General features: G+C 69.8%; 20 protein-coding genes, 1 tRNA gene and 1 pseudogene. 6 read left to right on the forward strand and 16 right to left on the reverse strand.

The window, feature by feature from the left end:
• The first annotated feature begins 64 nt into the window (after window positions 1-64).
• Together H8B22_RS04455 and H8B22_RS04460 are read left to right on the forward strand one after the other, a co-directional pair.
• Complete coding sequence (locus tag H8B22_RS04455; RefSeq protein WP_187712913.1) at window positions 65-1,438, forward strand: dihydrolipoamide acetyltransferase family protein; 1,374 nt, start codon at window positions 65-67, stop codon at window positions 1,436-1,438.
• Window positions 1,439-1,560: 122 nt separating this feature from the next.
• Complete coding sequence (locus H8B22_RS04460; RefSeq protein ID WP_187712914.1) at window positions 1,561-1,947, forward strand: VOC family protein; 387 nt, start codon at window positions 1,561-1,563, stop codon at window positions 1,945-1,947.
• Window positions 1,948-2,029: 82 nt separating this feature from the next.
• On the opposite strand, the gene H8B22_RS04465 is transcribed toward H8B22_RS04460, so the two are convergent.
• The 3 genes and pseudogenes from H8B22_RS04465 to H8B22_RS04475 form a co-directional block, all read right to left on the reverse strand.
• Window positions 2,030-2,545 carry a nuclear transport factor 2 family protein gene (locus tag H8B22_RS04465; protein WP_187712915.1) on the reverse strand — a complete coding sequence of 172 codons (516 nt, stop codon included), beginning with the start codon at window positions 2,543-2,545 and terminating at the stop codon, window positions 2,030-2,032.
• A gap of 119 nt (window positions 2,546-2,664) precedes the next feature.
• Complete coding sequence (locus H8B22_RS04470) at window positions 2,665-3,777, reverse strand: GGDEF domain-containing protein (protein WP_187712916.1); 1,113 nt, start codon at window positions 3,775-3,777, stop codon at window positions 2,665-2,667.
• A gap of 192 nt (window positions 3,778-3,969) precedes the next feature.
• A pseudogene (locus H8B22_RS04475) lies at window positions 3,970-5,214 on the reverse strand (tryptophan--tRNA ligase); the annotation flags it as partial.
• Window positions 5,215-5,354: 140 nt separating this feature from the next.
• On the opposite strand from H8B22_RS04475, the gene H8B22_RS04480 reads away from it, so the two are divergent.
• A complete protein-coding gene (locus H8B22_RS04480; protein ID WP_187712918.1) occupies window positions 5,355-6,173 on the forward strand; it encodes a hypothetical protein in 819 nt (272 codons plus the stop codon).
• A 130-nt stretch (window positions 6,174-6,303) separates the two neighbouring features.
• Here H8B22_RS04480 and H8B22_RS04485 read toward each other — a convergent pair whose 3' ends face one another.
• The 8 genes from H8B22_RS04485 to birA form a co-directional block, all read right to left on the reverse strand.
• A complete protein-coding gene (locus tag H8B22_RS04485) occupies window positions 6,304-6,504 on the reverse strand; it encodes a CsbD family protein (protein ID WP_187712919.1) in 201 nt (66 codons plus the stop codon).
• Between the two features lie 194 nt (window positions 6,505-6,698).
• A complete protein-coding gene (locus H8B22_RS04490) occupies window positions 6,699-6,851 on the reverse strand; it encodes an entericidin A/B family lipoprotein (RefSeq protein ID WP_187712920.1) in 153 nt (50 codons plus the stop codon).
• Window positions 6,852-7,089: 238 nt separating this feature from the next.
• A complete protein-coding gene (locus H8B22_RS04495; RefSeq protein ID WP_187712921.1) occupies window positions 7,090-7,224 on the reverse strand; it encodes an entericidin A/B family lipoprotein in 135 nt (44 codons plus the stop codon).
• 119 nt (window positions 7,225-7,343) lie between these two features.
• Complete coding sequence (gene rocF, locus H8B22_RS04500) at window positions 7,344-8,267, reverse strand: arginase (RefSeq protein WP_187712922.1); 924 nt, start codon at window positions 8,265-8,267, stop codon at window positions 7,344-7,346.
• A 29-nt stretch (window positions 8,268-8,296) separates the two neighbouring features.
• Window positions 8,297-8,372 (reverse strand) — tRNA-Thr (locus H8B22_RS04505).
• Window positions 8,373-8,436: 64 nt separating this feature from the next.
• Window positions 8,437-9,147, reverse strand: coding sequence for an SPOR domain-containing protein (locus H8B22_RS04510; protein ID WP_187712923.1), 711 nt, complete (start codon window positions 9,145-9,147; stop codon window positions 8,437-8,439).
• A gap of 23 nt (window positions 9,148-9,170) precedes the next feature.
• Window positions 9,171-9,908, reverse strand: coding sequence for a type III pantothenate kinase (locus H8B22_RS04515; RefSeq protein ID WP_187712924.1), 738 nt, complete (start codon window positions 9,906-9,908; stop codon window positions 9,171-9,173).
• Entirely contained in the window at window positions 9,905-10,897 is a 993-nt protein-coding gene (gene birA, locus H8B22_RS04520) for a bifunctional biotin--[acetyl-CoA-carboxylase] ligase/biotin operon repressor BirA (RefSeq protein WP_187712925.1), read from the reverse strand. Before birA ends, H8B22_RS04515 begins: the two co-directional genes overlap by 4 nt.
• Window positions 10,898-11,022: 125 nt before the next feature.
• Between birA and H8B22_RS04525 the strand changes: the two genes are divergently transcribed.
• Window positions 11,023-11,289 (forward strand): hypothetical protein, encoded by a 267-nt coding sequence (locus H8B22_RS04525; protein WP_187712926.1) that lies wholly within the window; start codon window positions 11,023-11,025, stop codon window positions 11,287-11,289.
• Window position 11,290: 1 nt separating this feature from the next.
• Window positions 11,291-12,034 (forward strand): M90 family metallopeptidase, encoded by a 744-nt coding sequence (locus H8B22_RS04530; RefSeq protein WP_225876277.1) that lies wholly within the window; start codon window positions 11,291-11,293, stop codon window positions 12,032-12,034.
• 3 nt (window positions 12,035-12,037) lie between these two features.
• On the opposite strand, the gene H8B22_RS04535 is transcribed toward H8B22_RS04530, so the two are convergent.
• The 5 genes from H8B22_RS04535 to dusA form a co-directional block, all read right to left on the reverse strand.
• Window positions 12,038-13,435, reverse strand: coding sequence for an ATP-binding protein (locus H8B22_RS04535; protein WP_225876278.1), 1,398 nt, complete (start codon window positions 13,433-13,435; stop codon window positions 12,038-12,040).
• A gap of 154 nt (window positions 13,436-13,589) precedes the next feature.
• Window positions 13,590-14,273: a response regulator transcription factor gene (locus H8B22_RS04540; RefSeq protein WP_187712927.1), complete on the reverse strand. Its 684-nt coding sequence runs from the start codon at window positions 14,271-14,273 to the stop codon at window positions 13,590-13,592.
• Between the two features lie 162 nt (window positions 14,274-14,435).
• Window positions 14,436-14,831, reverse strand: a complete 396-nt coding sequence (locus tag H8B22_RS14830; RefSeq protein WP_225876279.1) for a hypothetical protein — start codon at window positions 14,829-14,831, stop codon at window positions 14,436-14,438.
• Window positions 14,832-15,006: 175 nt separating this feature from the next.
• Window positions 15,007-15,918 carry an arginine deiminase-related protein gene (locus H8B22_RS04550; protein ID WP_187712928.1) on the reverse strand — a complete coding sequence of 304 codons (912 nt, stop codon included), beginning with the start codon at window positions 15,916-15,918 and terminating at the stop codon, window positions 15,007-15,009.
• Between the two features lie 4 nt (window positions 15,919-15,922).
• On the reverse strand, window positions 15,923-16,918 hold the full coding sequence (dusA, locus tag H8B22_RS04555; RefSeq protein WP_225876280.1) for a tRNA dihydrouridine(20/20a) synthase DusA: 996 nt from the start codon (window positions 16,916-16,918) through the stop codon (window positions 15,923-15,925).
• A gap of 154 nt (window positions 16,919-17,072) precedes the next feature.
• Between dusA and H8B22_RS04560 the strand changes: the two genes are divergently transcribed.
• A complete protein-coding gene (locus tag H8B22_RS04560) occupies window positions 17,073-21,065 on the forward strand; it encodes a galactose oxidase-like domain-containing protein (RefSeq protein ID WP_187712929.1) in 3,993 nt (1,330 codons plus the stop codon).
• The last annotated feature ends 110 nt before the right edge of the window (window positions 21,066-21,175 follow it).

Consider the following 21,175-nt stretch of genomic DNA (forward strand, 5'->3'; position numbering starts at 1 on the left):
CGCCCGCACGCCAAAGCAACCGAGCAGCCCCGGCTCGACCAAGACAAAACCAACGGACATCGCAATGACGGCAACCAAGAGCTTCCTGCTTCCCGACCTCGGCGAAGGCCTCCCCGATGCGACCATCGTCGAGTGGTACGTGAAGGTGGGCGACACCATCCGCCTCGACGACAACCTGGTGTCGATGGAAACCGCCAAGGCCGTGGTCGACGTGCCCTCGCCTGTGTCGGGCAAGGTGCTCAAGCTCGCCGGCGCCGCAGGCGACGTGATCGTGACCGGCACGATGCTGGCGGAATTCGAAGTCGATCCCAGCCTGCCGCAGCGCGCGGAAGGCCAGGACACCGGCCACCACCACGGTGGCGGGCATGCGCCTGCCGCGCCCGCCAGGACGCCGGAACCGGAAACCAGGACCGAAGCCGTGCGCGAAGACAGCGGCACCGTGGTCGGCGCGATGCAGAGCTCCGATGCGGTGCGCACGGAAGCCGCGGTCGCCGTGGGCGGGGTGAAGGCGGTGCCGGCGGTGCGCGCGCAGGCGCGCAAGCTCGGCGTCGACATCGCCCGCGTGCGCGCAACCGGCGCCGACGGCGTGGTGACGATGGACGACGTGAAGCGCGCCGCCGCCGACGGCTCCGCGCCGATCGGTGCGGCACGCCCGGCCGTGCGCGATGTGCTCGAGTCCTCGCCGGCGTTCCGCGCGCTGCCGCCGGAGCCGCGCCGCGACGTCGCGCACAACACCGCCCGCAGCACGCTGTCGCAATCGGGCAAGCCGATGCGTACGCAGCCGCCGGGCGCGGTCGCCAGCGGCCAGCCCGAGCAACTCAAGGGCGTGCGCCGCAACATGGCGCGCGTCATGGCCGACGCGCACAGCAAGGTCGTGCCGACCACCCTGGTCGACGACGCCGACCTGCACGCGTGGATCGGCAAGCAGGACATCACCGCGCGCCTGGTCCGCGCGATCGTGACCGCCTGCAAGACCGTGCCGGCGCTCAATGCCTGGTTCGACGGCGAGAACCTGACCCGCACCCAGCACCCGCACGTCGACGTGGGCATCGCCGTGGACACCGACGACGGCCTGTTCGTGCCGGCGCTGCGCAACGCCGACATGCTCGACGGCGCCGGCATCCGCACCGCGATCCAGCGCCTGCGCGCGCAGGTCGAGGACCGTTCCATCCCGCCGAGCGAACTCAGCGGCTACACCATCTCGCTGTCCAACTTCGGCATGTTCGCCGGCCGCTATGCGACGCCGGTGGTGGTGCCGCCGTGCGTGGCGATCGTCGGCGCGGGCAAGCTCTCGCACGACGTGGTCGCGGTGATCGGTGGCATCGAAGTGCACCGGCGCATGCCGATCTCGCTGACCTTCGACCACCGCGCCTGCACGGGCGGCGAGGCGGCGCGCTTCCTCAAGGCGCTGCTCGACGACATGGCTTCGCCGAACTGAGGCAAGGCGGGTCGCGACCCGTAGCCCGGGTAAGCGCAGCGCACCCGGGTTAGCCGTACCCACCGACCACAAGCCCCGGGTGCGCTGCGCTTACCCGGGCTACGTTTGGAAAGGAGCGCGCCATGGCCCACCGCAGCCGCCTCGCCGGTTTCATCATCGACTGCAACACCGGCGACCTGGATGCCGCCGCCGATTTCTGGGCTCAGGCGCTGGGTGTGACCGTCGCCGACCGCGATGCCGGCGATGGCACCGCGCAGTACCAGCAGTTCGGCGACACGCCGGGCGACCTGCACATCGAAGTGCAGAAGGTCGACCATCCCTCGCGCGTCCACCTGGACATCGAGGCCGACGACGTCGACGCCGAAGCCGCGCGACTGGAACGGCTGGGCGCGAAGAAGATCGCCTTCGTCAAGCGCTGGTGGGTGATGGAAGCGCCCACTGGCCATCGCTTCTGCGTGGTCCGCATGAAGCACCCGGAACAGGGCGAGCCGCCGAACGAGTGGGAATGACACCGGCTTCACGCCGAACCGCCAGGCGGTCCGGCGTGTCGGCGTGTCGGCGTGAATGCACGTTCGGACGCAGCCGACCTGCTCAGCGAATGGCCTCCCTGGCCATCTGCATGTCGGCATGGCGATGGACGACCCGCCAGCCTGCCGCTTCGCGCCGGAACACCGTGGTCACCCGGTAATCGCGCCGGGATTGCGTGTTCTTCCCCGGCGGGAAGAAGAGGATGTGCTCGTACTGCACCACGTAAGCCAGGTCACCGCTCACCGTCTTCTGGATCAGCTCGACCTGCTTGGAGCCCCTGGAGAACTGCGCGCTGGCCCAGTCCAGCCGCATGCTGACGTTGCGCCATCCTTTCGCGGTCTCTCCGCCCGCCGCGCCGGACAACGTCACGTCATCCGCGTGCGACCACAGCGCCTTCACGGCGCCGGACCGTCCGTCGTAGAACTGCTTTGCCGCGTCGGCGTAACGGGCGAGCATCGCTTCGAGATCGGCGGCCCGGTTGCCTTGCGCGTCGTCTGCGGCCACCGGCCCGGCACCATGACTCGCGTTCGCCCAGAGCAGCAGCGCGACTGCGACGAGGGCATGCTGGAAGGACTTCATCTTCGGCTCCCTTGCGTGGCTGGATGCGGCGGACTGGCCGCTACGGTTCCCTTGCGTGGAGTGAAAGCATTTGAAGTGAATGCGTGCGTTTGAAGGATGCGTTGATCGATCGCGACGGTTCAATCCGGATCGATGCTGATGAATCGCGGCGTGTCGTCGACGGCCACGCGATCGCGCCCCCCCGCCTTGGCGCGGTACAGCGCCTGGTCGGCGCGATCGAAGGTCTGTTCGGGAAGATCGCGGCGCGGGTCGCCCGCGGCGATGCCGATCGACACGGTCACCGCGAACGGCAGTGGCGCGTGCGCGACGCGCTCGCGGATCCGATAGGCGACTTCCGCGGCGCCGTCCAGCGCGCTGCCGGGCAGGTACACCAGGATCTCCTCGCCGCCGAAGCGCACGGCGATGTCGCTCTTGCGGATCGATTCGGTGACCGCATCGGCGACTGCGCGCAGCGCCTGGTCGCCAGCCAAATGGCCGTGCACGTCGTTGACCAGCTTGAAGTGGTCGATGTCGAGCAGCAGCAGGGTGTACGGCGTGCGCTCCGACGGGTCGCGGGTGAGCGTTTCCGCCAGCATCTCCTCCATCGCCGCGCGATTGAGCAGGCCGGTGAGCGGATCGCGCGTGGCGCTGCGCAGCAGCTCTTCATGCCGGCGTTGGAGTTCGGCGCGCGCCTGCTCGGCATGGCGGGCCGCCGCTTCACGCGCGCTCAGCTGCTGCCCCTGCTCCAGCATCAGCCGGCGCAGCTCGAGCAGGTGCTGGGTCTGCCGGGCGAGCAGTTCCAGTCCTTCCACCTGTGCGGAAGTGAGGTGGCGCGGCTCGACGTCGGCGACGCTCAGCGTGCCCAGCGGATGTCCGTCCGGGCTCAGCAGCGGCACGCCGGCATAGAAGCGCGGCGGCCGGCCGCCCAGGCGCCGGCGCTTGGCCGCGGGAATCGGGTCGAGATCAAGGTCGTCGATGACCAGGGTGCGGCCGGGTTGGTCGATGGCGTGGTTGCACAGCGACAGGTCGCGCGAGACCTGCGACTGGTCGACACCGACCTGCGCCTTGAACCAGACCCGGTCGCGGTCGATCAGCGAGATGGACGCGGCCGACACGCCGCACAGCATCACCGCGAGGCGGACGATGTCGTCGAACGCGCGCTCGGGACCGGAATCGACGATCGCATACGCATCCAGGGCCGCCTGCCGTGCGGCCTCGATGTCGCTTGCCTGCGCCGGAAAGTAGGCTGCCATGACGGCCCACAATTGCGCCGTCCCGCGGAGGCGTCAAGTCACGGCGGTCACACGCAGCGACGAGCGCGGGCGTTGCCGGCGCCCTGCCCGTCCGACAGCTGAACCGCCCGCGCCTCAGGCCTCTTCGAGCAGCTGCGCCAGCGCCTCGACCACGTCGGCCAGTTCGGCCGCATCGTGCAGGTGCCCGACCAGTTCCTCGCCCAGCTGCAGGCTGTCCGCCTCGGCGCGCTGCAGCAGCATGCCGCCGTCGCGCTTCAGCCGCGCGATCAGCTGGCCGGCGTCCTTGGGCGAGGCGAAGCCGATGCTCTGCACCAGCACGCGTTCGCCGTCGACGAACTTGAAGTAGAAGCGGCCGTCGTTCTCGCGGTACTGCTTGAACGTGGGCAGCACCGTCTTTTCCTTGCGCGCCTTGGCGCCGGTGGCCGCATTCGACAGGTCGCGCAGCCCCACCGCTTCGCGCAGGCGCGCCAGCAACGGCGTGGCGTGCTGCGCGCGCAGGCGCGCGGCGCCTTCGCGCAGGATCGCCTCGATCTCCGCCGGCTTCGCCATCAGCGTCTCGTAGTGTTCGCGCAGCGGCGCGACTTCGTCGTCGATGCGTTCGAACAGCTTCTGCTTGGCGTCGCCCCAGCCGATGCCGTCGGCGTAGGCCTGGCGCATCGCCGCGGTTTCCTGCGCCGACGCGAACGCCTGGTACAGCTGGAACACGTTGGAATTGGCGGCGTCCTTCGCCTCGCCTGGCGCGCGCGAGTCGGTGACGATGCCGGCGATCAGCTTCTTCAACTGCTCGCGCGGCACGAACAGCGGGATGGTGTTGTCGTAGCTCTTGCTCATCTTGCGGCCGTCGAGGCCGGGCAGCGTCGCCACGTGCTCCTCGATCGCCGCTTCCGGCAGCGTGAAGTGTTCGCCGTAGAGATGGTTGAAGCGCTGGCCGAAGTCGCGCGCCATCTCGATGTGCTGTACCTGGTCGCGGCCGACCGGCACCTTGTGCGCGTTGAACAGCAGGATGTCCGCGGCCATCAGCACCGGGTACATGAAGAGGCCGGCGGTGATCGCGGCATCGTCGTCGACGCCTTCGGCGCGGTTCTTGTCGACCGAGGCCTTGTAGGCATGCGCGCGGTTGAGGATGCCCTTGCCGGCGACGCAACTGAGGAACCAGGTGAGTTCGGGGATCTCGGGGATGTCGCTCTGGCGGTAGAACCACACCGACTTCGGGTCGAGGCCGCAGGCCAGCCACGTCGCCGCGATCTCCAGCGTCGAACGCTGCACGCGCGCCGGATCGGTGACCTTGATCAGGGCGTGGTAATCGGCGAGGAAGTAGTAGCTCTCCACCTGCGGATCGCGGCTGGCGACGACGGCCGGGCGGATCGCGCCAACGTAGTTGCCCAGGTGCGGTGTGCCTGAGGTGGTGATGCCGGTGAGGACGCGGGTACGGGACATGCGAAGCGGGCTCACGAAAGCGGGTTCACGAAGCGGAGCGGCAGTTTAACCGCTGGCGCCGGATCGCCGGCCGGACGGATCGACAACCCCGTTGCCGGTGCCGGCGCGTTTGCCCGGCTACCTCACCCGGAGAACGCGCCATGTTCCGCCGCTTCGCCACCGCCGCCCTCTGCATCGCACTCGCCGCCTGCTCCTCCGCACAGGCCCGCCCGCTGGTCGACCTGGCCGTGATCGACCGCGACCGCGGCTACGGCTACCTGGCCGATGGCAGCACCAGCGATGGCGGCTGGCTCAGCCCGATCCGCCATCGCGGCCAGGACTGGATCGAAGGCGCGCCCGGCCACCGCTATTCGGTGCGGCTGACCAACACCACCGGCGAACGCGTGCTGGTGGTCCTCTCCGTCGACGGCGTCAACGCGGTCACCGGGCAGACTGCGCATCCCCTGCAGGCCGGTTATGTGCTCGGCCCGTGGGAGAGCACCGAGGTCAACGGCTGGCGCAAATCGCTGGACGACGTCGCCCAGTTCGTCTTCACCGACCTGCCCGACAGCTATGCGGCGCGCACCGGCCGACCCGACAACGTCGGCGTGATCGGCATCGCCGTGTTCGAGGAGGCGCGGCCCTATTACCAGCCCGCACCGGATTGGCGTCGAGAAGCGCCCATTGCGCGCGACGACGCCGCGAAGGCCGCCGCGCCCGCCGCCGAAGCGCGCGCCACGGAGCGCGACGCGGCCGCGCAATCGCTGGGCACCGGCCACGGCGAGCGCGAATGGGCGCCGGCGTCGCGCACCGGGTTCGTCCGCGCGACGCGTGGTGCGGCCCAGGTCACGCAGCTGCGCTACGACGACTACCGCACGCTGGTGGCGCGCGGCGTGCTGCCGCGGGAACCGCGCCCGCGCTGGCGCGACGATGGACCCGATGCCTTTCCCGCGGGCTTCGTCGCCGACCCGCCGCGCTGAACGTCGCGCCCGCGGCAAACCGACCGCGACACGATCGCAACCAGCCGACCGCCACGGGAAAACGGGCCTTGCGGCCCGTTTTCCACATTCGCGGCAGCGTCACCGTTGCCGCGCCGGATCGGTGCATGGATCAATGCAGCGAACGCGAGAAGTCCTCGACCTCGCGCTCGGCGCGTTCACGGTCCCAGCCGTAACGCTCCTGCAGCTTGCCGGCGAGGTACCGCGAGTTGCCTTCGCTGACATCGAATACGTCGTCGGTCAGGTCGCCCCAACGCGCCTGGATTTGTCCCTTCAGCTGCGTCCACTTGCCCTGGATGACGTCTTTGTTCATGCGTGTACTCCTGGTGGGGATGATTGCGCACCGACCTTGCGATGCGCGGCGAGTGTGCAAGTCGCCGCGTTCGCGGAGGATCACGTTCGCGTTAGCACCAGGTTCCCTTGCGACGGATGAATGCGCATGTCGCGCGACCAACAAAAAAGGCCGGGATTTCCGGCCTTTTTTGTTCATTCAATGAACGCGCGCGATCAGCACTTGGCGTCCTTGCAGTCCTCGGCCTTGTCTTCGACCTTCTCGCCGACCTTCTGCACGTCCTTGCCGGCGCCGGCCATGGTGTTGCACGCAGTCAGGAAGCCGGTGGAGAACGCAACCAGCAGCAGCAGGGAAATCAGACGCTTCATACCTTTCTCCTTCGGGATTCGACCATGGGGTTCGAGCGTGGGACGAAGGCCTTTGCCTCGTCCGCCTCCGCATCTAACGCGGGGCCGCATGAACTTCCCGTGCAGGACGGCCGCACGGATCAGCACCTGTTCACGTTCCGGAAGCGCGCCATAACCGGGCAATAGAAAAAAGAAAAGGCCGGATCGCTCCGGCCTTTCTCATCGACGTCACCGTCAATATTTCGTCAACGCGATCCGCTCAGTTGCTGGCCTTGTCTTCGACCTTCTCGCCCAGCTTCTTCACGTCCTTGCCGAGGCCTTCCATGGTGTTGCAGGCGGACAGGGCCGCCATCGAGAACAGGGCCAGCACGGCCACGAGCAGCAGACGCTTCATTGGGTCTCTCCAGAAGAGGGTCGGAAGGGAAGGCGGCGAGCCGCACGGGGCAATGGTGTGACGGTCGGGTGAGTGGCGCAAGGGGCGGCAATCCGCGCCACCAAGCGCCATTCAGCGTTTCAGTCGCGCATCAGCGTGGACTTGCCGAACAGGCTTTCCACCAGGTCGACGGCGACTTCCGCGGTGAGGTTGCGCGTGTCCAGGACCGGGTTGAGTTCCATGATGTCGAGCGAGGCCATGCGGCCGCTGTCGGCGATCATTTCCATCACCAGCTGCGCCTCGCGGTAGCTGGGACCGCCGGGCACCGTGGTGCCGACGCCGGGCGCGATCGCCGGGTCGAGGAAGTCGACGTCGAAACTGACGTGCAGGTGGGTGTCCTCGTCGACGCCGTCGAGCGCCTCCTCCATCGCGCGCTTCATGCCGACTTCGTCGATGTAGCGCATGTCGTAGACGTCGAGGCCGTGCTCCTTCACCAGGCGCTTCTCGCCTTCGTCGACGGAGCGGATGCCGATCTGGCGGATCACTTCGGGATCGATCGCCGGCGCGGCGCCGCCCAGGTGCGTGAGTTCGCGCGGGCCCAGGCCGCACAGGCAGGCGACCGGCATGCCGTGGACGTTGCCCGAGGGCGTGACGTCGCTGGTGTTGAAGTCGGCGTGCGCATCGAGCCAGAGCACGCGCAGCTTCTTGTTGGTTTCGCGGCAATAGCGCGCGACCGCGGTGATCGAGCCAAGGCCCAGGCAATGGTCGCCGCCGAGCAGGATCGGCATGCGGCCGCCGCGCAGTTCGGCGAGCACCGCGTCCATCACCGCGCGGTTCCACTCGACCACTTCCGGCAGGTGGCGGTAACCATCGGTGGGCGGCTGCCACGGATTGCGTGGACCGTCGAGGTTGCCGCGGTCGACCACGTCGATGCCGCGCGCGGCCAGCGCGTGGTGCAATCCGGCGATGCGCAGCGCTTCAGGCCCGAGGCGCGCGCCGAGGTGCCCCGCGCCAATGTCCGTGGGCGCACCGATCAGGGAAACAGGGGGAAAGCTTCGGCTCATGCGCGCGGTCCAAGGCTTGAAACGGCATGTGGTGCCGGCTGTCGGAATCGAACCGACGACCTACCGCTTACAAGGCGGTTGCTCTACCAACTGAGCTAAGCCGGCGTGGGATTGCGGCCCCGAGTTCCGGGGCGAGGCCGGCATTCTAGCCGTCGCGCCGCCGCTACGCTCAGCGCGACGCCGGGCAGTCGATCCGGCGGTGCTGCGCGGCGGCGATGGAGGCCTGGGCACGGCGCGGATCGAAGGCGGCTTCGGCGACCACGTCCAGCCACACGGCCGGCTGCGCCGCATCGCCCACGGCGACGGCCTGCGCGGCAAAACCCGCGGCGTTGAGCGCGTCGGCGCGCTTGCGTGCGGCCTGCTCGCTGCCGTAACGACCCAGCGCGATCGAATTGGCTTCGGCACCCTCACGCACCACCAGGAAGTCGCTGAAGCCGGCCGCGCCGATGCGTTCGGCGATCGCCTGCGCCTGCTCCGGCGACGGCAACGGCGGCAGGTACACGCGCCAGCCGCGTGCGGCGGCCGACGCCTGTTCACGCGTGGCCAGCGCCTGCACCTGCGGCTTGAGTTTCGCCGCCGCGGCGCTGCCCGCTTCCCGCGAAGCAAAAGGCCCGAAGCTGAAGCAGTGCGGCGTCGCCGCGGCGCTTTCCTGCACCGGCGTGGTTTGCGCTGGCGCCGGCGGCGCTTCGATGGCGGCGGTGGTTGCGGCGACTTGCGGCGCGGCCGCGGCGGGTGCACGTTCGGCCACCAGCTGCAGGCGGGCGACGCCGGGGGGAACCTGCGGCGCTGCGTTCGGCGGCGGCGGATCGTGCGCGATCCACCACGCCGCGACGCCGAGGTTGAGCACGCAGAGCAGGACGATGAGGGCGCGGCTGAGCATGCGCCGATTCTAGGGGGAAGCCGCTATCCCGGGGTATCGACGGATGCCCAGATCGCGAGCCCATCGAGCACCAGCGCGGTCGCATGCGTCGCATCGGGCAGGCACGCGGCCAGTTCCTCGACGCCACCGCCGTGCAGGACCAGCCGCGGCATGCGGCCGAGCCGTCGTTGCGCCGCGATGCGGCTGGCCTCGATCAACGCCAGCGCGGCGCCCTCGCAGCCGGAGGCCAACGCATCTTCGGTGTCGGCGGCGAAGTCGACCGGCTCGCCGCCGTGTACCGGCAGGTGCGGCGCGCGTTCGTGCAATGCCTCGCGCATCAGCGTCGGCGACGGCGCGATGCGCCCGCCCAGGTGCAGGCCATCGGCGTCGACCAGGTCGACGGTGAGCGCGGTGCCCACGCCGCACAGCAGCACCGGCTCGCGGAAGCGCGCGTGCGCGCCGAGCATGGCGAGGAAGCGATCGACGCCGAGCTTGTGCGGCTGCGCGTAGGCGATGCGGAAGCCGCCGAACACCCGTTGCGTGCGCGCCAGGGTGATGCGGCGCGCGCGCAGCGTCAGCGCCTGCAGCAGGGCCACGCGCAGGGCCTCGTTGGCCACGCTGGCGACATGGGCGACGTCGATGCGTTCCGGCAGCAGCCGCAGCAGGGCGTCGGCCAGGTCGGCTTCGCGGTGCGGCAATGCGACGACGTCGCCGACGCGGCCGTCGCGCAACGGCGCGCACTTCAGCCGCGTGTTGCCGAGGTCGAACAGCCAGGTGCTCATGCCGTCGCCCGTCGCACGCTGACTTCGCCCGCATGCACGCGTTGCTCGCGGCCGTCCTCCAGCCGCAGCCGCAGCGCGCCGTCTTCGGCCACGCCCAGCGCGGTGCCCGGTTGCGTGCCGGTGGCGGCATGCAAGGTGACCGCTTCGCCCAGCAGGGCATCGAGCGCGGCGTAGCGCGGCAGGAACGGCGCGAGGCCCTCGGCATCGAACAGGTCCAGCGCCGGCAGCAGGTGCGCCAACACTGCGGCGGCGAGGGCATTGCGCTCGGGCACGAGGCGCCCGGCGTGTCCGGCCAGACCGGCCAGGTCGCACCACGGCTGGTCGATGCCCTGGGCGAACGCGTCCGGCATGCGCACGTTGAGACCGAGCCCGATCACCGCGCGCGCGGGCCCTGCGTGTTCGCCGCTGCCCTCGATCAGCAGCCCGCCGAGCTTGCGCAGCCCGTGCGGGCCGACGTCGACCACGTCGTTCGGCCACTTCAGCCGGGCCGCGGTGAAGCCGAGCCCGTGCAGGGCTTCGGCGGTGGCGACACCGGCCACCAGGCTGAGCCCGCCCAGCCGCGCCAGGCCGCCGGCGAAGGCGCGCGACAGCGAGAGGTACAGGTGCGCGGCCAGCGGCGAAGCCCAGCTGCGGCCACGGCGGCCACGGCCGCCGGTCTGACGCTCGGCCAGCAGCACCTCGAGCCCGCCGGCGGGGCGGCGCAGCAGTTCGCTGTTGGTGGAATCGATGGACCAGGCGGCCTCGAGCCGGCCCACCCCGCGCTCGAGGGCCGGCGGCAGCGCGGCGCGGATGGCGGCGGCATCGAGCAGGTCGAGCGGCTGGGTCAGGGCATAGCCGCGCCCGGGCTGGGCGGCGATGCCGACCCCGGCCTGGCGCAGCCCCTCGATCCGCTTCCAGACGGCCGCGCGGGTCTGGCCGGCGGCGCTGGCGAGGGCGTCCCCGGTGGCGGGGCCGCGGATCAGGTGTTCGAGCAGGGCACGATCGTCCATGCCCGGATTATGCGGGGCCGGCCCCTGCTGCAGCGCACCACAAGCCGCCCGACGAATGCAATCCCGGCGTCCCCGGGAGTGCGATATAGTCCGCGCGTTCCCGACTTTCCGGGAGAGGACTTCCCATGCGCCGCATCGCCGTATGCCTGCTCATCCTCGCCAGCACGAGCGTTGCTGCACGCGAAAGCAAGCTCAGCGATGCCGACGGCGGCAGCTGCCCGAGCACGCGTGCGCAGTCGACGGCGACCCGCGCCCCGGATCGCGACCCGGCGTCGATGGCCCTGCCGGTGAAGAAGACCAAGCCGAGCGCCGCGCCGAACGCCGGTGGCGGCGACGACGTGCGCCTGCCCTCGCCGCGCTGGCACCGCTTCCTGCCGGGCATGTTCCGCTAAGTTGCTGCGCTGGCTCCTCGGGCGACCCCCGCAACCGATAGACCCTAAGCTCTGGCGCGACATCCGCGCCGCGTTGCCGTGGGCGGCCGCACTGGATGCCGAACGCGACGCACGCCTGGCGCGACTGGCGTCCCGCTTCCTGCACGAGAAGACCATCACGCCGATCGGCGACCTCGTCCTCGACGCGCGCGAGCGCGGCGTGCTCGCCGCCGCATGCTGCCTGCCGCTGCTCGAGTTCGGCGAGGCGGGGTTGCGCGGCTGGTCGCAGCTGATCGTCTACCCCGAAGCCTTCCGCGTGAACCGCAGCCACGTCGACGCCGCCGGCGTGCTGCACGAATGGGAAGACGAACTCATCGGCGAAGCGTGGGACATGGGCCCGCTGATCCTGTCCTGGGCCGACGTGCTGGCCGATTGCGCGGATCCGCGCGCGGGGTTCTGCGTGGCGGTGCACGAGATGGCGCACAAGGTCGACGTGCTCGACGGCGAACTCGATGGCACGCCGCCGTTGCCCGGCGCGTGGCAGCGCGGTTGGGCGCGCGACTTCCAGGCCGCGTACGACGCGCTCGTCGCCGCGGTCGATGCGGGACGCGAAACCGCGATCGACGCCTATGCGGCGGAGGCACCGGAAGAATTCTTTGCCGTCGCCAGCGAGTACCACTTCAGCGACCCGCAGCTGCTGCGCGCGGAGATGCCCAAGGTCGCCGCACACCTGGAACGCTTCTACGGCGCCTCGCCGTTCGCCTGAGCGTCACAGGCCCGGCGGCAACCGCGCCTCGAACCGTGCCCCGCCCAGTTCTTCCGATGCGCTGACGTCGAGCGTGCCGCGATAGGCGCGCACCAGGTCCTGCACGATCGCCAGGCCGATGCCATGGCCCTGCACGCGTTCGTCGCCGCGCACGCCGCGCTGCAGGATCAGCGCGACCTTCTCGGGCGGAATGCCGGGGCCGTCGTCATCGACCGCAACCAGCAGTCCGGGGCGGCGATTGGGTGCCTGCTCGCCCGGCTGCACGGTGAGCAAGACCCGCGAACGCGCCCACTTGAAGGCGTTCTCGAGCAGGTTGCCGAGCAGCTCCTGCAGGTCGCCGGGTTCGCCGAAGAACTGCGCGCCCGGCGCGATGTCGAACTCGCACAGCACGCCCTTGCTCGCATACACCTTCTCGAGCCCGGTCACGATCTGCTCGGCGTGCGGCTCGATCGCGATCGGCGCCGCGAACAGCTGGTGGCCCGAGCGCGCCGCGCGCGCCAGCTGGTAGGACACCATGTCGCTCATGCGGCGCAGCTGCACGTCGACTTCCTCGCGCAGCTCGGCTTCCGAACCCGGATGGTCGAGGCGCGCGCGCAGCACCGCCAGCGGCGTCTTCAGGCTGTGCGCGAGGTCGGCCAGGGTGTTGCGCTGGCGGTCGAGGTTCTCGCGCTCGCTCTCGATGAAGGCGTTGATGCTCTCGGTGAGCGGTTCCAGTTCGCGCGGGTGGCGTTCGCTCATGCGCGAGGCGACGCCGCGCTGCACGCGCTTGAGTTCGTTGATGACGTTGCGCAGCGGGCGCAGGCTCCAGCGCAGCACCACCGTCTGCAACAGCATCAGGATCAGCCCGGCGCCGCCGAGGTAGCGCCACAGCGCCGCGCGGAACACCGCCACCTGCTGGCTCAGCGCGGTGGTGTCCTCGAGGATGTAGATCGTGTACGGGAATTCCGCCTTCGCATCGCCGCCCGCGCTCCAGATGAAGCCGCGGCCGTAGCGGAACACTTCGCCCGGCGTGCCCTTGATCTGGGTCATCGGCAGCGGTCCCTCGAACGCTTCCTGGTTCGAATCGAGCATCCGCGAGGCCGGCAGCATCGGGCCCTGCGCCGAATGCGAATCCCAGTGCGCCTTGGGCAGCACCACTTCGGCGTACAGGCCGCTGCCGGGACGCTCGAAGCGCGGGTCGATGGGGTCGTAGGGCGGGATGAATTCGCCGTTGCGGGCGAAGTCGCTCTTGTCGGCGTAGGCCAGCGCGTAGTTCTCCAGGCGCTGGCGCAGGTTGTCCTTGGCGGTCTGCAGGAACGCCCGGTCCAACGCGTAGCCGGCGAGCGCGAGGAAGGCGATCAGGCCCAGGCTCGCCGCCAGCAACTGGCGGACCTGCAGCGAACGCGGCTGGCGCCAGCTCACCGGCCGGCCTCGACAGGGGGCAAACGAACGCTGGCGGCCGGGAGGATCATCGGCCGCCAGCGTACAAAGCGCGCGCGGCGCGCGCGATCAGCACTGGTGCAAAACCCGACGCAGTCGCCGGTTGCGGCGACGGCCGGGGGTCGAACGCGCTGCGTCAATCGCCGCTCCGCGGAATCGCGAAGCGGTAACCACGACCGCGCACGGTCTCGATCGGCTTGAGCGAACCGTCCGGGTCGAGCTTCTTGCGCAGGCGGCCGATGAAGACTTCCAGCACGTTGGAGTCGCGGTCGAAGTCCTGCTGGTAGATGTGCTCGGTGAGGTCGGCCTTCGAGACCAGTTCGCCGGCGTGCATCATCAGGTACTCCAGCACCTTGTACTCGTAGCTGGTCAGGTCGACGTTGCCGCCGGCGACGCTGACGGTCTGCGCGGCGAGGTCGAGCACGACCGGGCCGCACTCCAGCGACGGCTTGCTCCAGCCCGCGGCGCGGCGCACCAGCGCGTTGATTCGCGCCAGCAGCTCCTCGACGTGGAAGGGCTTGACCAGGTAGTCGTCGGCGCCCTGCTTGAGGCCTTCGACCTTGTCCTGCCAGCTCGACCGCGCGGTCAGGATCAGCACCGGGAATTTCTTGCCTTCCTCGCGCAGGGCCTTGATCAGGTCCATGCCGGACATCTTGGGCAGGCCTAGGTCGATGATGCCGAGATCGAACGGGACCTCGCGGCCCATGTACAGGCCCTCTTCGCCGTCCTGTGCTGCGTCGACGGCATAGCCTTCGCGCTTGAGGCGGGCGGCCAGGGTCTCACGGAGAGGGGCTTCGTCCTCGACCAGAAGAATGCGCATGGCGGACTCCTTCAGCAGTGCGGCCGTCATTGGCCGGGTGCATTCAGGTTAGTCGTTCAGATTGTCGCTGGAACGTGTACGGGGGCGCGAGGCCCCCGTTTTGTTCAGTTTCGTGAATCGTGGCTGATCGGTCGTGGCCGTGACTGGTCGACCGCACGGCACTCAATCGTCGCGGTCGCCGTCGCGGTCCTTGGGTTCCCGCTGCCCCTGGCCGCGGCCCTGCGGGTCGTCCATGTAGACGCGGACGCGACCGCTGGAATCGACCACCTTGACCCGGTTGACGTTGCGGCCGTCGAAGGGGACGCGCTCGGCGCTGAGCACCTGGCCGCCGGTGCGGCGCTCGACCCGGCGCACGGCATCGGACAGGGCGCGATGGTCTTCGCCGCGCTCGTGGCGCCGATCGTCCATGCGCTGGGCGCGGTCCGCCCGATCGTTCACCTGCCCGGCCCCACGATCCAGCACGCCGCCCAGGGCCGCCTGCGCCATTACCTGTCCCGCCGGCACCACGAGGGCGACGGCCAGCAGGAGGGGAGCGATGCGGGAAACGGAACGGGACATGGATTCCAAGGGCCTGTGTGCGGCAGAACGACGAGTGTGCATTCTTGGAACGAGGCAGTGAATCCGGTCTGAACTTTTCCTTCACATCGTGGTCGCGGTTCAGCGCGCGGCGCAGCTACGTTCAAGCCGCGTTGTCCTGCAAGCCTCGCGGTCCGCCGCGGGCACTGCCCGACGCTCAGAAGATCTCGCCCACGCAGCAGCGCAGCGAACCGCCGCCCGCCTCGATCGCGTCGAGCTCGACGGTGGTGACCTCGAGCCCGGCCGCGCGCAGCCGTTCGCGGTTGTCGGCCGCCAGCGCCCGTCCCGCCTGCGCGCTCATCCAGACCCGCTCCGGCGTCAGCGCGATGGCGTTGCCGACGAAGGCGGCGTGCTCGGCCTGCGAACACAGCACGGCGTGCGGCGCGTACAGCGCCGCGATGGCTTCCACCGCGTCTGCATCCGCGAACCCGCGCGGGCAGAGGATGGCGGCCTTGCCGGCAAGCACGGCAAGCACGACGTTGGTGTGGTATTCGCCCGGCGCGAGGTCGAACAGCAGGGTCGCGCGCAGGCCGAACGCCTCGTGCATCAGCCGCGCGCCCTCCTCGTCGCAGCGTTCGGACAGGCCGCAGAAGCCCAGGCCGCGGGCGCGGTCGATCACCAGCGCGCCGGTCAGCTCGCAGGGATGCGCCTGCGTGGACAGGTCGATCTCGGCGTAATCGAGTACGCCCGCGAAGAAACCGCGGATATCGGGACGCGCGGCTTCGCGCTGCCGCACCGCGTGGCGCATGCGACCGACGACGTAGCGGCCGGCCGCGGTGCCGAACACGTTGTTGGGGAACAACGCGTCGGGCGTGTCGGCGCGTCCGGCGAAGCACACCGTCGGCAGGTCCGCGGACAAGGCGCGGTGCAGGTCGCGGTGCTGCGCGGACGCGCGGGCCGCATCGAACCCGGCCGCCTGCGCCATGTAGCGGTTGTCCTGCGCCGACTGTTCGGCGAGGGCGAAACCGTCGGGGGCCACCAGGAAGGCCGCGCGCGCCGTCGCCGGGCCGAAATCCGCAGCGCAGCCACGGGCGAAGTCGAGGAAGGCGTGGGTATCGCGGGTGAGCATGGGGTCAGGCTTCGGCAGCGGCGAAGGATTCGGTCAGGGCCAGCGCGCGTTCGACCAGTGACCAGTCGGCGCCGGGCTTGTGCGCGCCTTCGCTCAGCACTTGGCGGAAGGCGCGGCCGCCGCGCTCGCCGGCGAACAACCCGAGGATGTGCCGGGTGATGTGCTTGAGCAACGCACCCTCGGCCAGTTGTGCGTCGACATAGGGGCGATACGCGCGCAGCAGTTCGGCGCGGCTGCGCAGGGCACCACCGAACCACGCCACGTCGAGCCGGTGCAGCAAGTACGGATCGTGGTACGCCGCGCGCCCGAGCATCGCGCCGTCGGCATGGTCCAGGTGCTGCGTGGCTTCCTCCAGCGAGGCGATGCCGCCGTTGACCACGACCAGCAGCTGCGGGCGCTCCTGCTTGAGCCGGTACGCCCAGTCGTAGCGCAGCGGCGGCACCTCGCGGTTCTCCTTCGGCGACAGTCCCTGCAGCCAGGCGTTGCGCGCGTGGATCACGAACATGCGGCAACCGGCCGCCGCGACGCTGTCGATGAAGTGCACGAAGCGGTCCCAGTCGTGATCGTCGTCGACGCCAAGCCGGCATTTCACCGTCACTGGCACGTCGCATGCATCGATCATCGCCGCCACGCCTTCGGCCACCAGCGCGGGTTCGCGCATCAGGCAGGCACCGAAACGCCCGGCCTGCACGCGGTCGGAGGGGCAGCCGCAGTTGAGGTTGACCTCGTCGAAGCCGGCATCGGCGCCGATGCGCGCGGCCTGCGCGAGCAGTGCCGGCTCGCTGCCGCCCAGCTGCAAGGCGACCGGATGCTCGCTGGCATCCATCGCCAGCAGCTTCGCGCGGTCACCGTGGATCACCGCGTTGGCATGCACCATCTCGGTGTACAGCCGTGCGTGCGGGGCGAGCACGCGGTGGAAGGCGCGGCAGTGCGGATCGGTCCAATCCATCATCGGGGCGACGGACAGGCGCAGCTGCGACGGCTGAATGGCGGAAAGCACGGTTTTCACCCGGCAATTGTACGGGCAGCGACCGCGTCCGCCCCCCACTCCTCATCCCCGCCGTCATCGCGCGCGCCGCGTGCCGTAACCCCAACCGGGGGATTCGAAACCAGAGACAAGGCCTCCATCATCCCGCTCGAGCACTGAGGCGAAGATGAGCGCGTTACAGCATCCTCGGCGGCGTGGCATCGCCATCGGAACGGCACTGGTCCTCGTGGGGATGATCGGTTGGGCGGCCGTGCAACTGAGCGGGGAATCGTCGACGGAAGCCACGGCGGACACCACGCAACCCGAGCGCGACTGGGACCGGGTGCTGGCCGCCGCCAGCGGCGATCCACTCATCCTCGCGGCGATCCAGACCGGAGCGAACCAGAACACGGTGATGCGCGGCGACGCCGATGCCCTCGCCGCGTTCCAGACCACCCGGCCGATCGGCGCGTTGACGGCGCTGCCGGCGCAGGGCGATCCGGTCAAGGGCACCTTCTCGCCGGTGGTGGATTGGCCGCTGGTGGGCCTGCACGCCGTGCTGACACCCGACGGCCGCGTGCTGAGCTACGGCACCACGACCACCGGCGTGCGCACCGGCTACTTCGTCTACGACGTCTGGGATCCGCAACTGGGCCTGGGCAGCGCCGCGCATGCGACGTTGCCCAATGCCACCGCGGTCGACCTGTTCTGCAATGCGCAGCTGCTGCTGCCCGACGGCAACATCGAGATGTGGGGCGGCGACGTGCTCAACGTCACCACCGGCAAGTCCTCGCTGCTGCCCAACGACGACTCCACCCTGTTCCGTCCACTCGACAACTCGCTGGTGCGGACCGGGAAGATGTTCCGCCAACGCTGGTATGCGACGGCGACGATGTTGTCCAACGGCGAGGTCTACATCCAGGGCGGCGACGGCGGCGGCGACTTCCCCGAGGTACGCACCGGCACCGGCAATTTCCGCCTGCTGGACGGCGCCTCGACGACCTACCTGGGCACGCTCTATCCACGCAATTTCCTCGGCCCGGACGGCAAGATCTTCGGCACGCGCTACGAGGAGATGTACCGCGTCGATCCGAGCGGACACGGCTTGCTGACACGACTGGGGCAGTACACGCCGACCGCCATGGGCGCCAGTTCGACCGCGGTGATGTTCCGCCCCGGGAAGATCCTGCAGAGCGGCGGCGGCTACGACACGCAGTTCGCCAGCCCCACCGCGCACGTGATCGACATCAACCAGCCCACGCCGGTGGTGCAGGCCGTCGCTTCGCCGCTGTATCGGCGCCACTGGGCCACCAGCACCATGCTGCCCGACGGCCGCGTGTTCCTTTCCGGCGGCAGCGTCGCGGACAACGATCCGGTCAATGGCGTCTCCTACACCAGCGAGCTCTACGATCCGGCAGCGAACACCTGGTCGCCGGGCGCAACCGCGCAACGCATGCGCCTGTACCACTCGACCTCGCTGCTGCTGCCCGATGCCACGGTGCTGACCCTCGGCGGCGGCGCCAACGGTCCCGAGCTCAACCTCAACGCCGAGATCTACTACCCGGGCTACCTGTTCGACGCCGGCGGCGCGCCCGCGCCGCGGCCGATCATCTCGACCGCGCCGATGACCGCCAACCCGGGCGCGACGCTCGCGATCGGCACCCCCGACCCCGCGCACATCACCCGGGTGACGCTGCTCAAGACCGGCTCGGTTACCCACTCCTTCGACATGGACCAGCGCTTCATGGAGCTGCCCTTCACCGTGTCGGGCAGCACCTTGAATGCACGGCTCCCCACCAACGCGTTCGAGACGCCGCCGGGCTTCTACATGGTGTTCGTCTTCAACAACCAGGGCGTGCCGTCCGAAGCCGCGATGCTGCGCATCAACGTGCCCGGCTCGGCGAACCTGACCGTCACCAAGGTGGTGGTGAACAACGACGGCGGCAGCAAGGTCGCATCCGACTTCGGCTTCTCGATCAACGGCGGCGCGCCGGTGGCGTTCGAAGCCGACGGCAGCAACACGCTGATCGTGTCGGCCGGTGCCTATTCGATCACCGAGCCCAGCGTCGCCGGCTATGCCGCGAGCTTCGCCAACTGCAGCGGCCTGGTGCTCGCCGCCGGTGGCAGCGCGACCTGCACCATCACCAACAACGACGTCGCGGCGGCGCCGCTGTCGACCACGGCCGAACCGGGCAAGCCGGTCTACACCGCGGGCGAAACCGTGACCCTGTCGGCGCGCGTGCTGCAGAACGGCGCGCCGATCGCCGGCGCGCAGGTCAACTTCAACGCGCTCAAGCCGAACGGCGTCAACCGGGTGATCCTCAACGCGGTGACCAACGCCAGCGGCATCGCCACCGCGTCGTTCGTGTCCGGCACCGGTTCGAGTTCGATCGGCACCTACCAGCTCACCGTCACCGCCACCAGCGGCAGCCTCACCGCGCAGGCCTTCGCCAGCTTCGACGTGCTCACCGCGCCGGCGACGCTCACCGTGAACAAGATCGTGGTGAACGACAACGGCGGCAGCAAGGTGCCTTCCGAATTCACCTTCGCGGTCAACGGCGGCACGCCCCGCCTGTTCGAGTCCGACGGCAGCAACACGCTCAGCGTGCCGGCCGGCACCTACACCGTCACCGAGCCGGCGGTGGCCGGCTACGCCGCCAGCTATGCCAACTGCAGCGGCATCGTGCTCGCTGCGGGCGGCAGCGCGACCTGCACCATCACCAACAACGACCAGGCGTCCGGCGCGCCCGCGACGCTCACCATCACCAAGGTCGTGGTGAACGACAGCGGCGGCAGCAAGGTCGCGTCCGACTTCGGCTTCTCGGTCAACGGTGGCGCGGCGGTGGCGTTCGAAGCCGACGGCAGCAACGTGCTCAGCGTGCCGGCCGGCACCTACAGCATCACCGAGCCCGCCGTCGCCGGTTATGCCGCGAGTTTCGCCAACTGCAGCGGCCTCGTCCTCGCCGGTGGCGGCGGCGCCACCTGCACCATCACCAACAACGACATCGCGCCGTCCACGCTGTCGACCACGGCCGAAACCAGCAAGCCGGTCTACGTGCGCGGCGAAACGGTGACCCTGAGTGCGCGCGTGCTCAACAACGGCGCCCCGGTCGCGGGCGCGCAGGTCAACTTCAACTCGCTCAAACCCAACGGCACCAGCCGGGTCATCCTCAACGCGGTGAGCAATGCCAGCGGCATCGCCATCGCGTCGTTCGTGTCCGGCACCGGCTCGAGTTCGATCGGCACCTACCAGCTCACCGTCACTGCCACCAGCGCCGGGCTCACCGCGCAGGCGTTCGCGAGCTACGAGGTGCTGCGCGATCCGCCCACGCAGACGGCGACGCTGATCGTGACCAAGCTGGTGGTGAACGACGACGGCGGCAGCAAGGTCGCGTCCGACTTCGGCTTCCAGGTCAACGGCGCCGCGCCGGTGGCGTTCGAGGCCGACGGCAGCAATGCGTTGAGCCTGCCGGCGGGCACGTACAGCGTCACCGAACCGGCGGTGGCCGGCTACGCCGCCAGCTATGCCAACTGCAGCGGCATCGCGCTCGTCGCCGGCGGCAGCGCGACCTGCGCCATCACCAACAACGACCAGCCGGCCGCGGCGCCGGCCACGCTCACCGTCACCAAGGTCGTGGTGAACGACGACGGCGGCAACAGGGTCGCCTCCGACTTCGGCTTCTCGGTCAACGGTGCGGCAGCGGTGGCATTCGAAGCCGACGGCAGCAACGTACTCAGCGTGCCGGCCGGCACCTACACGATCACCGAACCGGCGCTCGTCGGCTACGCCGCCAGCTATGCCAACTGCAGCGGCCTCGTCCTCGCCGCCGGCGGCAGCGCCACCTGCACCATCACCAACAACGATGCCGCCCCGTCCACGCTGTCGACCACCGCCGAATCCAGCAAGCCGGTCTACACCCGCGGCGAAACCGTCACGCTCAGCGCGCGCGTGCTCAACAACGGCGCGCCGGTGGTGGGTGCGCAGGTGAACTTCAACGCGCTCAAGCCGAACGGCGTCAACCGGGTGATCCTCAACGCGGTGACCAACGCCAGCGGCATCGCTACGGCCTCGTTCGTGTCCGGCACCGGCCCCAGTTCGATCGGCACCTACCAACTCACCGTGACCGCGACCAGCGGCGGACTCACGGCGCAGGCGTTCACCACGTTCGTCGTCCAGTAGCCGCGGCCACCGCACGACCGCTCGTGAGCCGCCGCGGCCCGTCGGATCGGGGCGCGCGGGCGGCGGTGTCCGTCGTTTCCCGCGCGACGCGTTAACCCGGATGCGGTGAC

The organism is Lysobacter terrestris (genome assembly GCF_014489475.1).
GTDB lineage: Bacteria > Pseudomonadota > Gammaproteobacteria > Xanthomonadales > Xanthomonadaceae > Agrilutibacter > Agrilutibacter terrestris.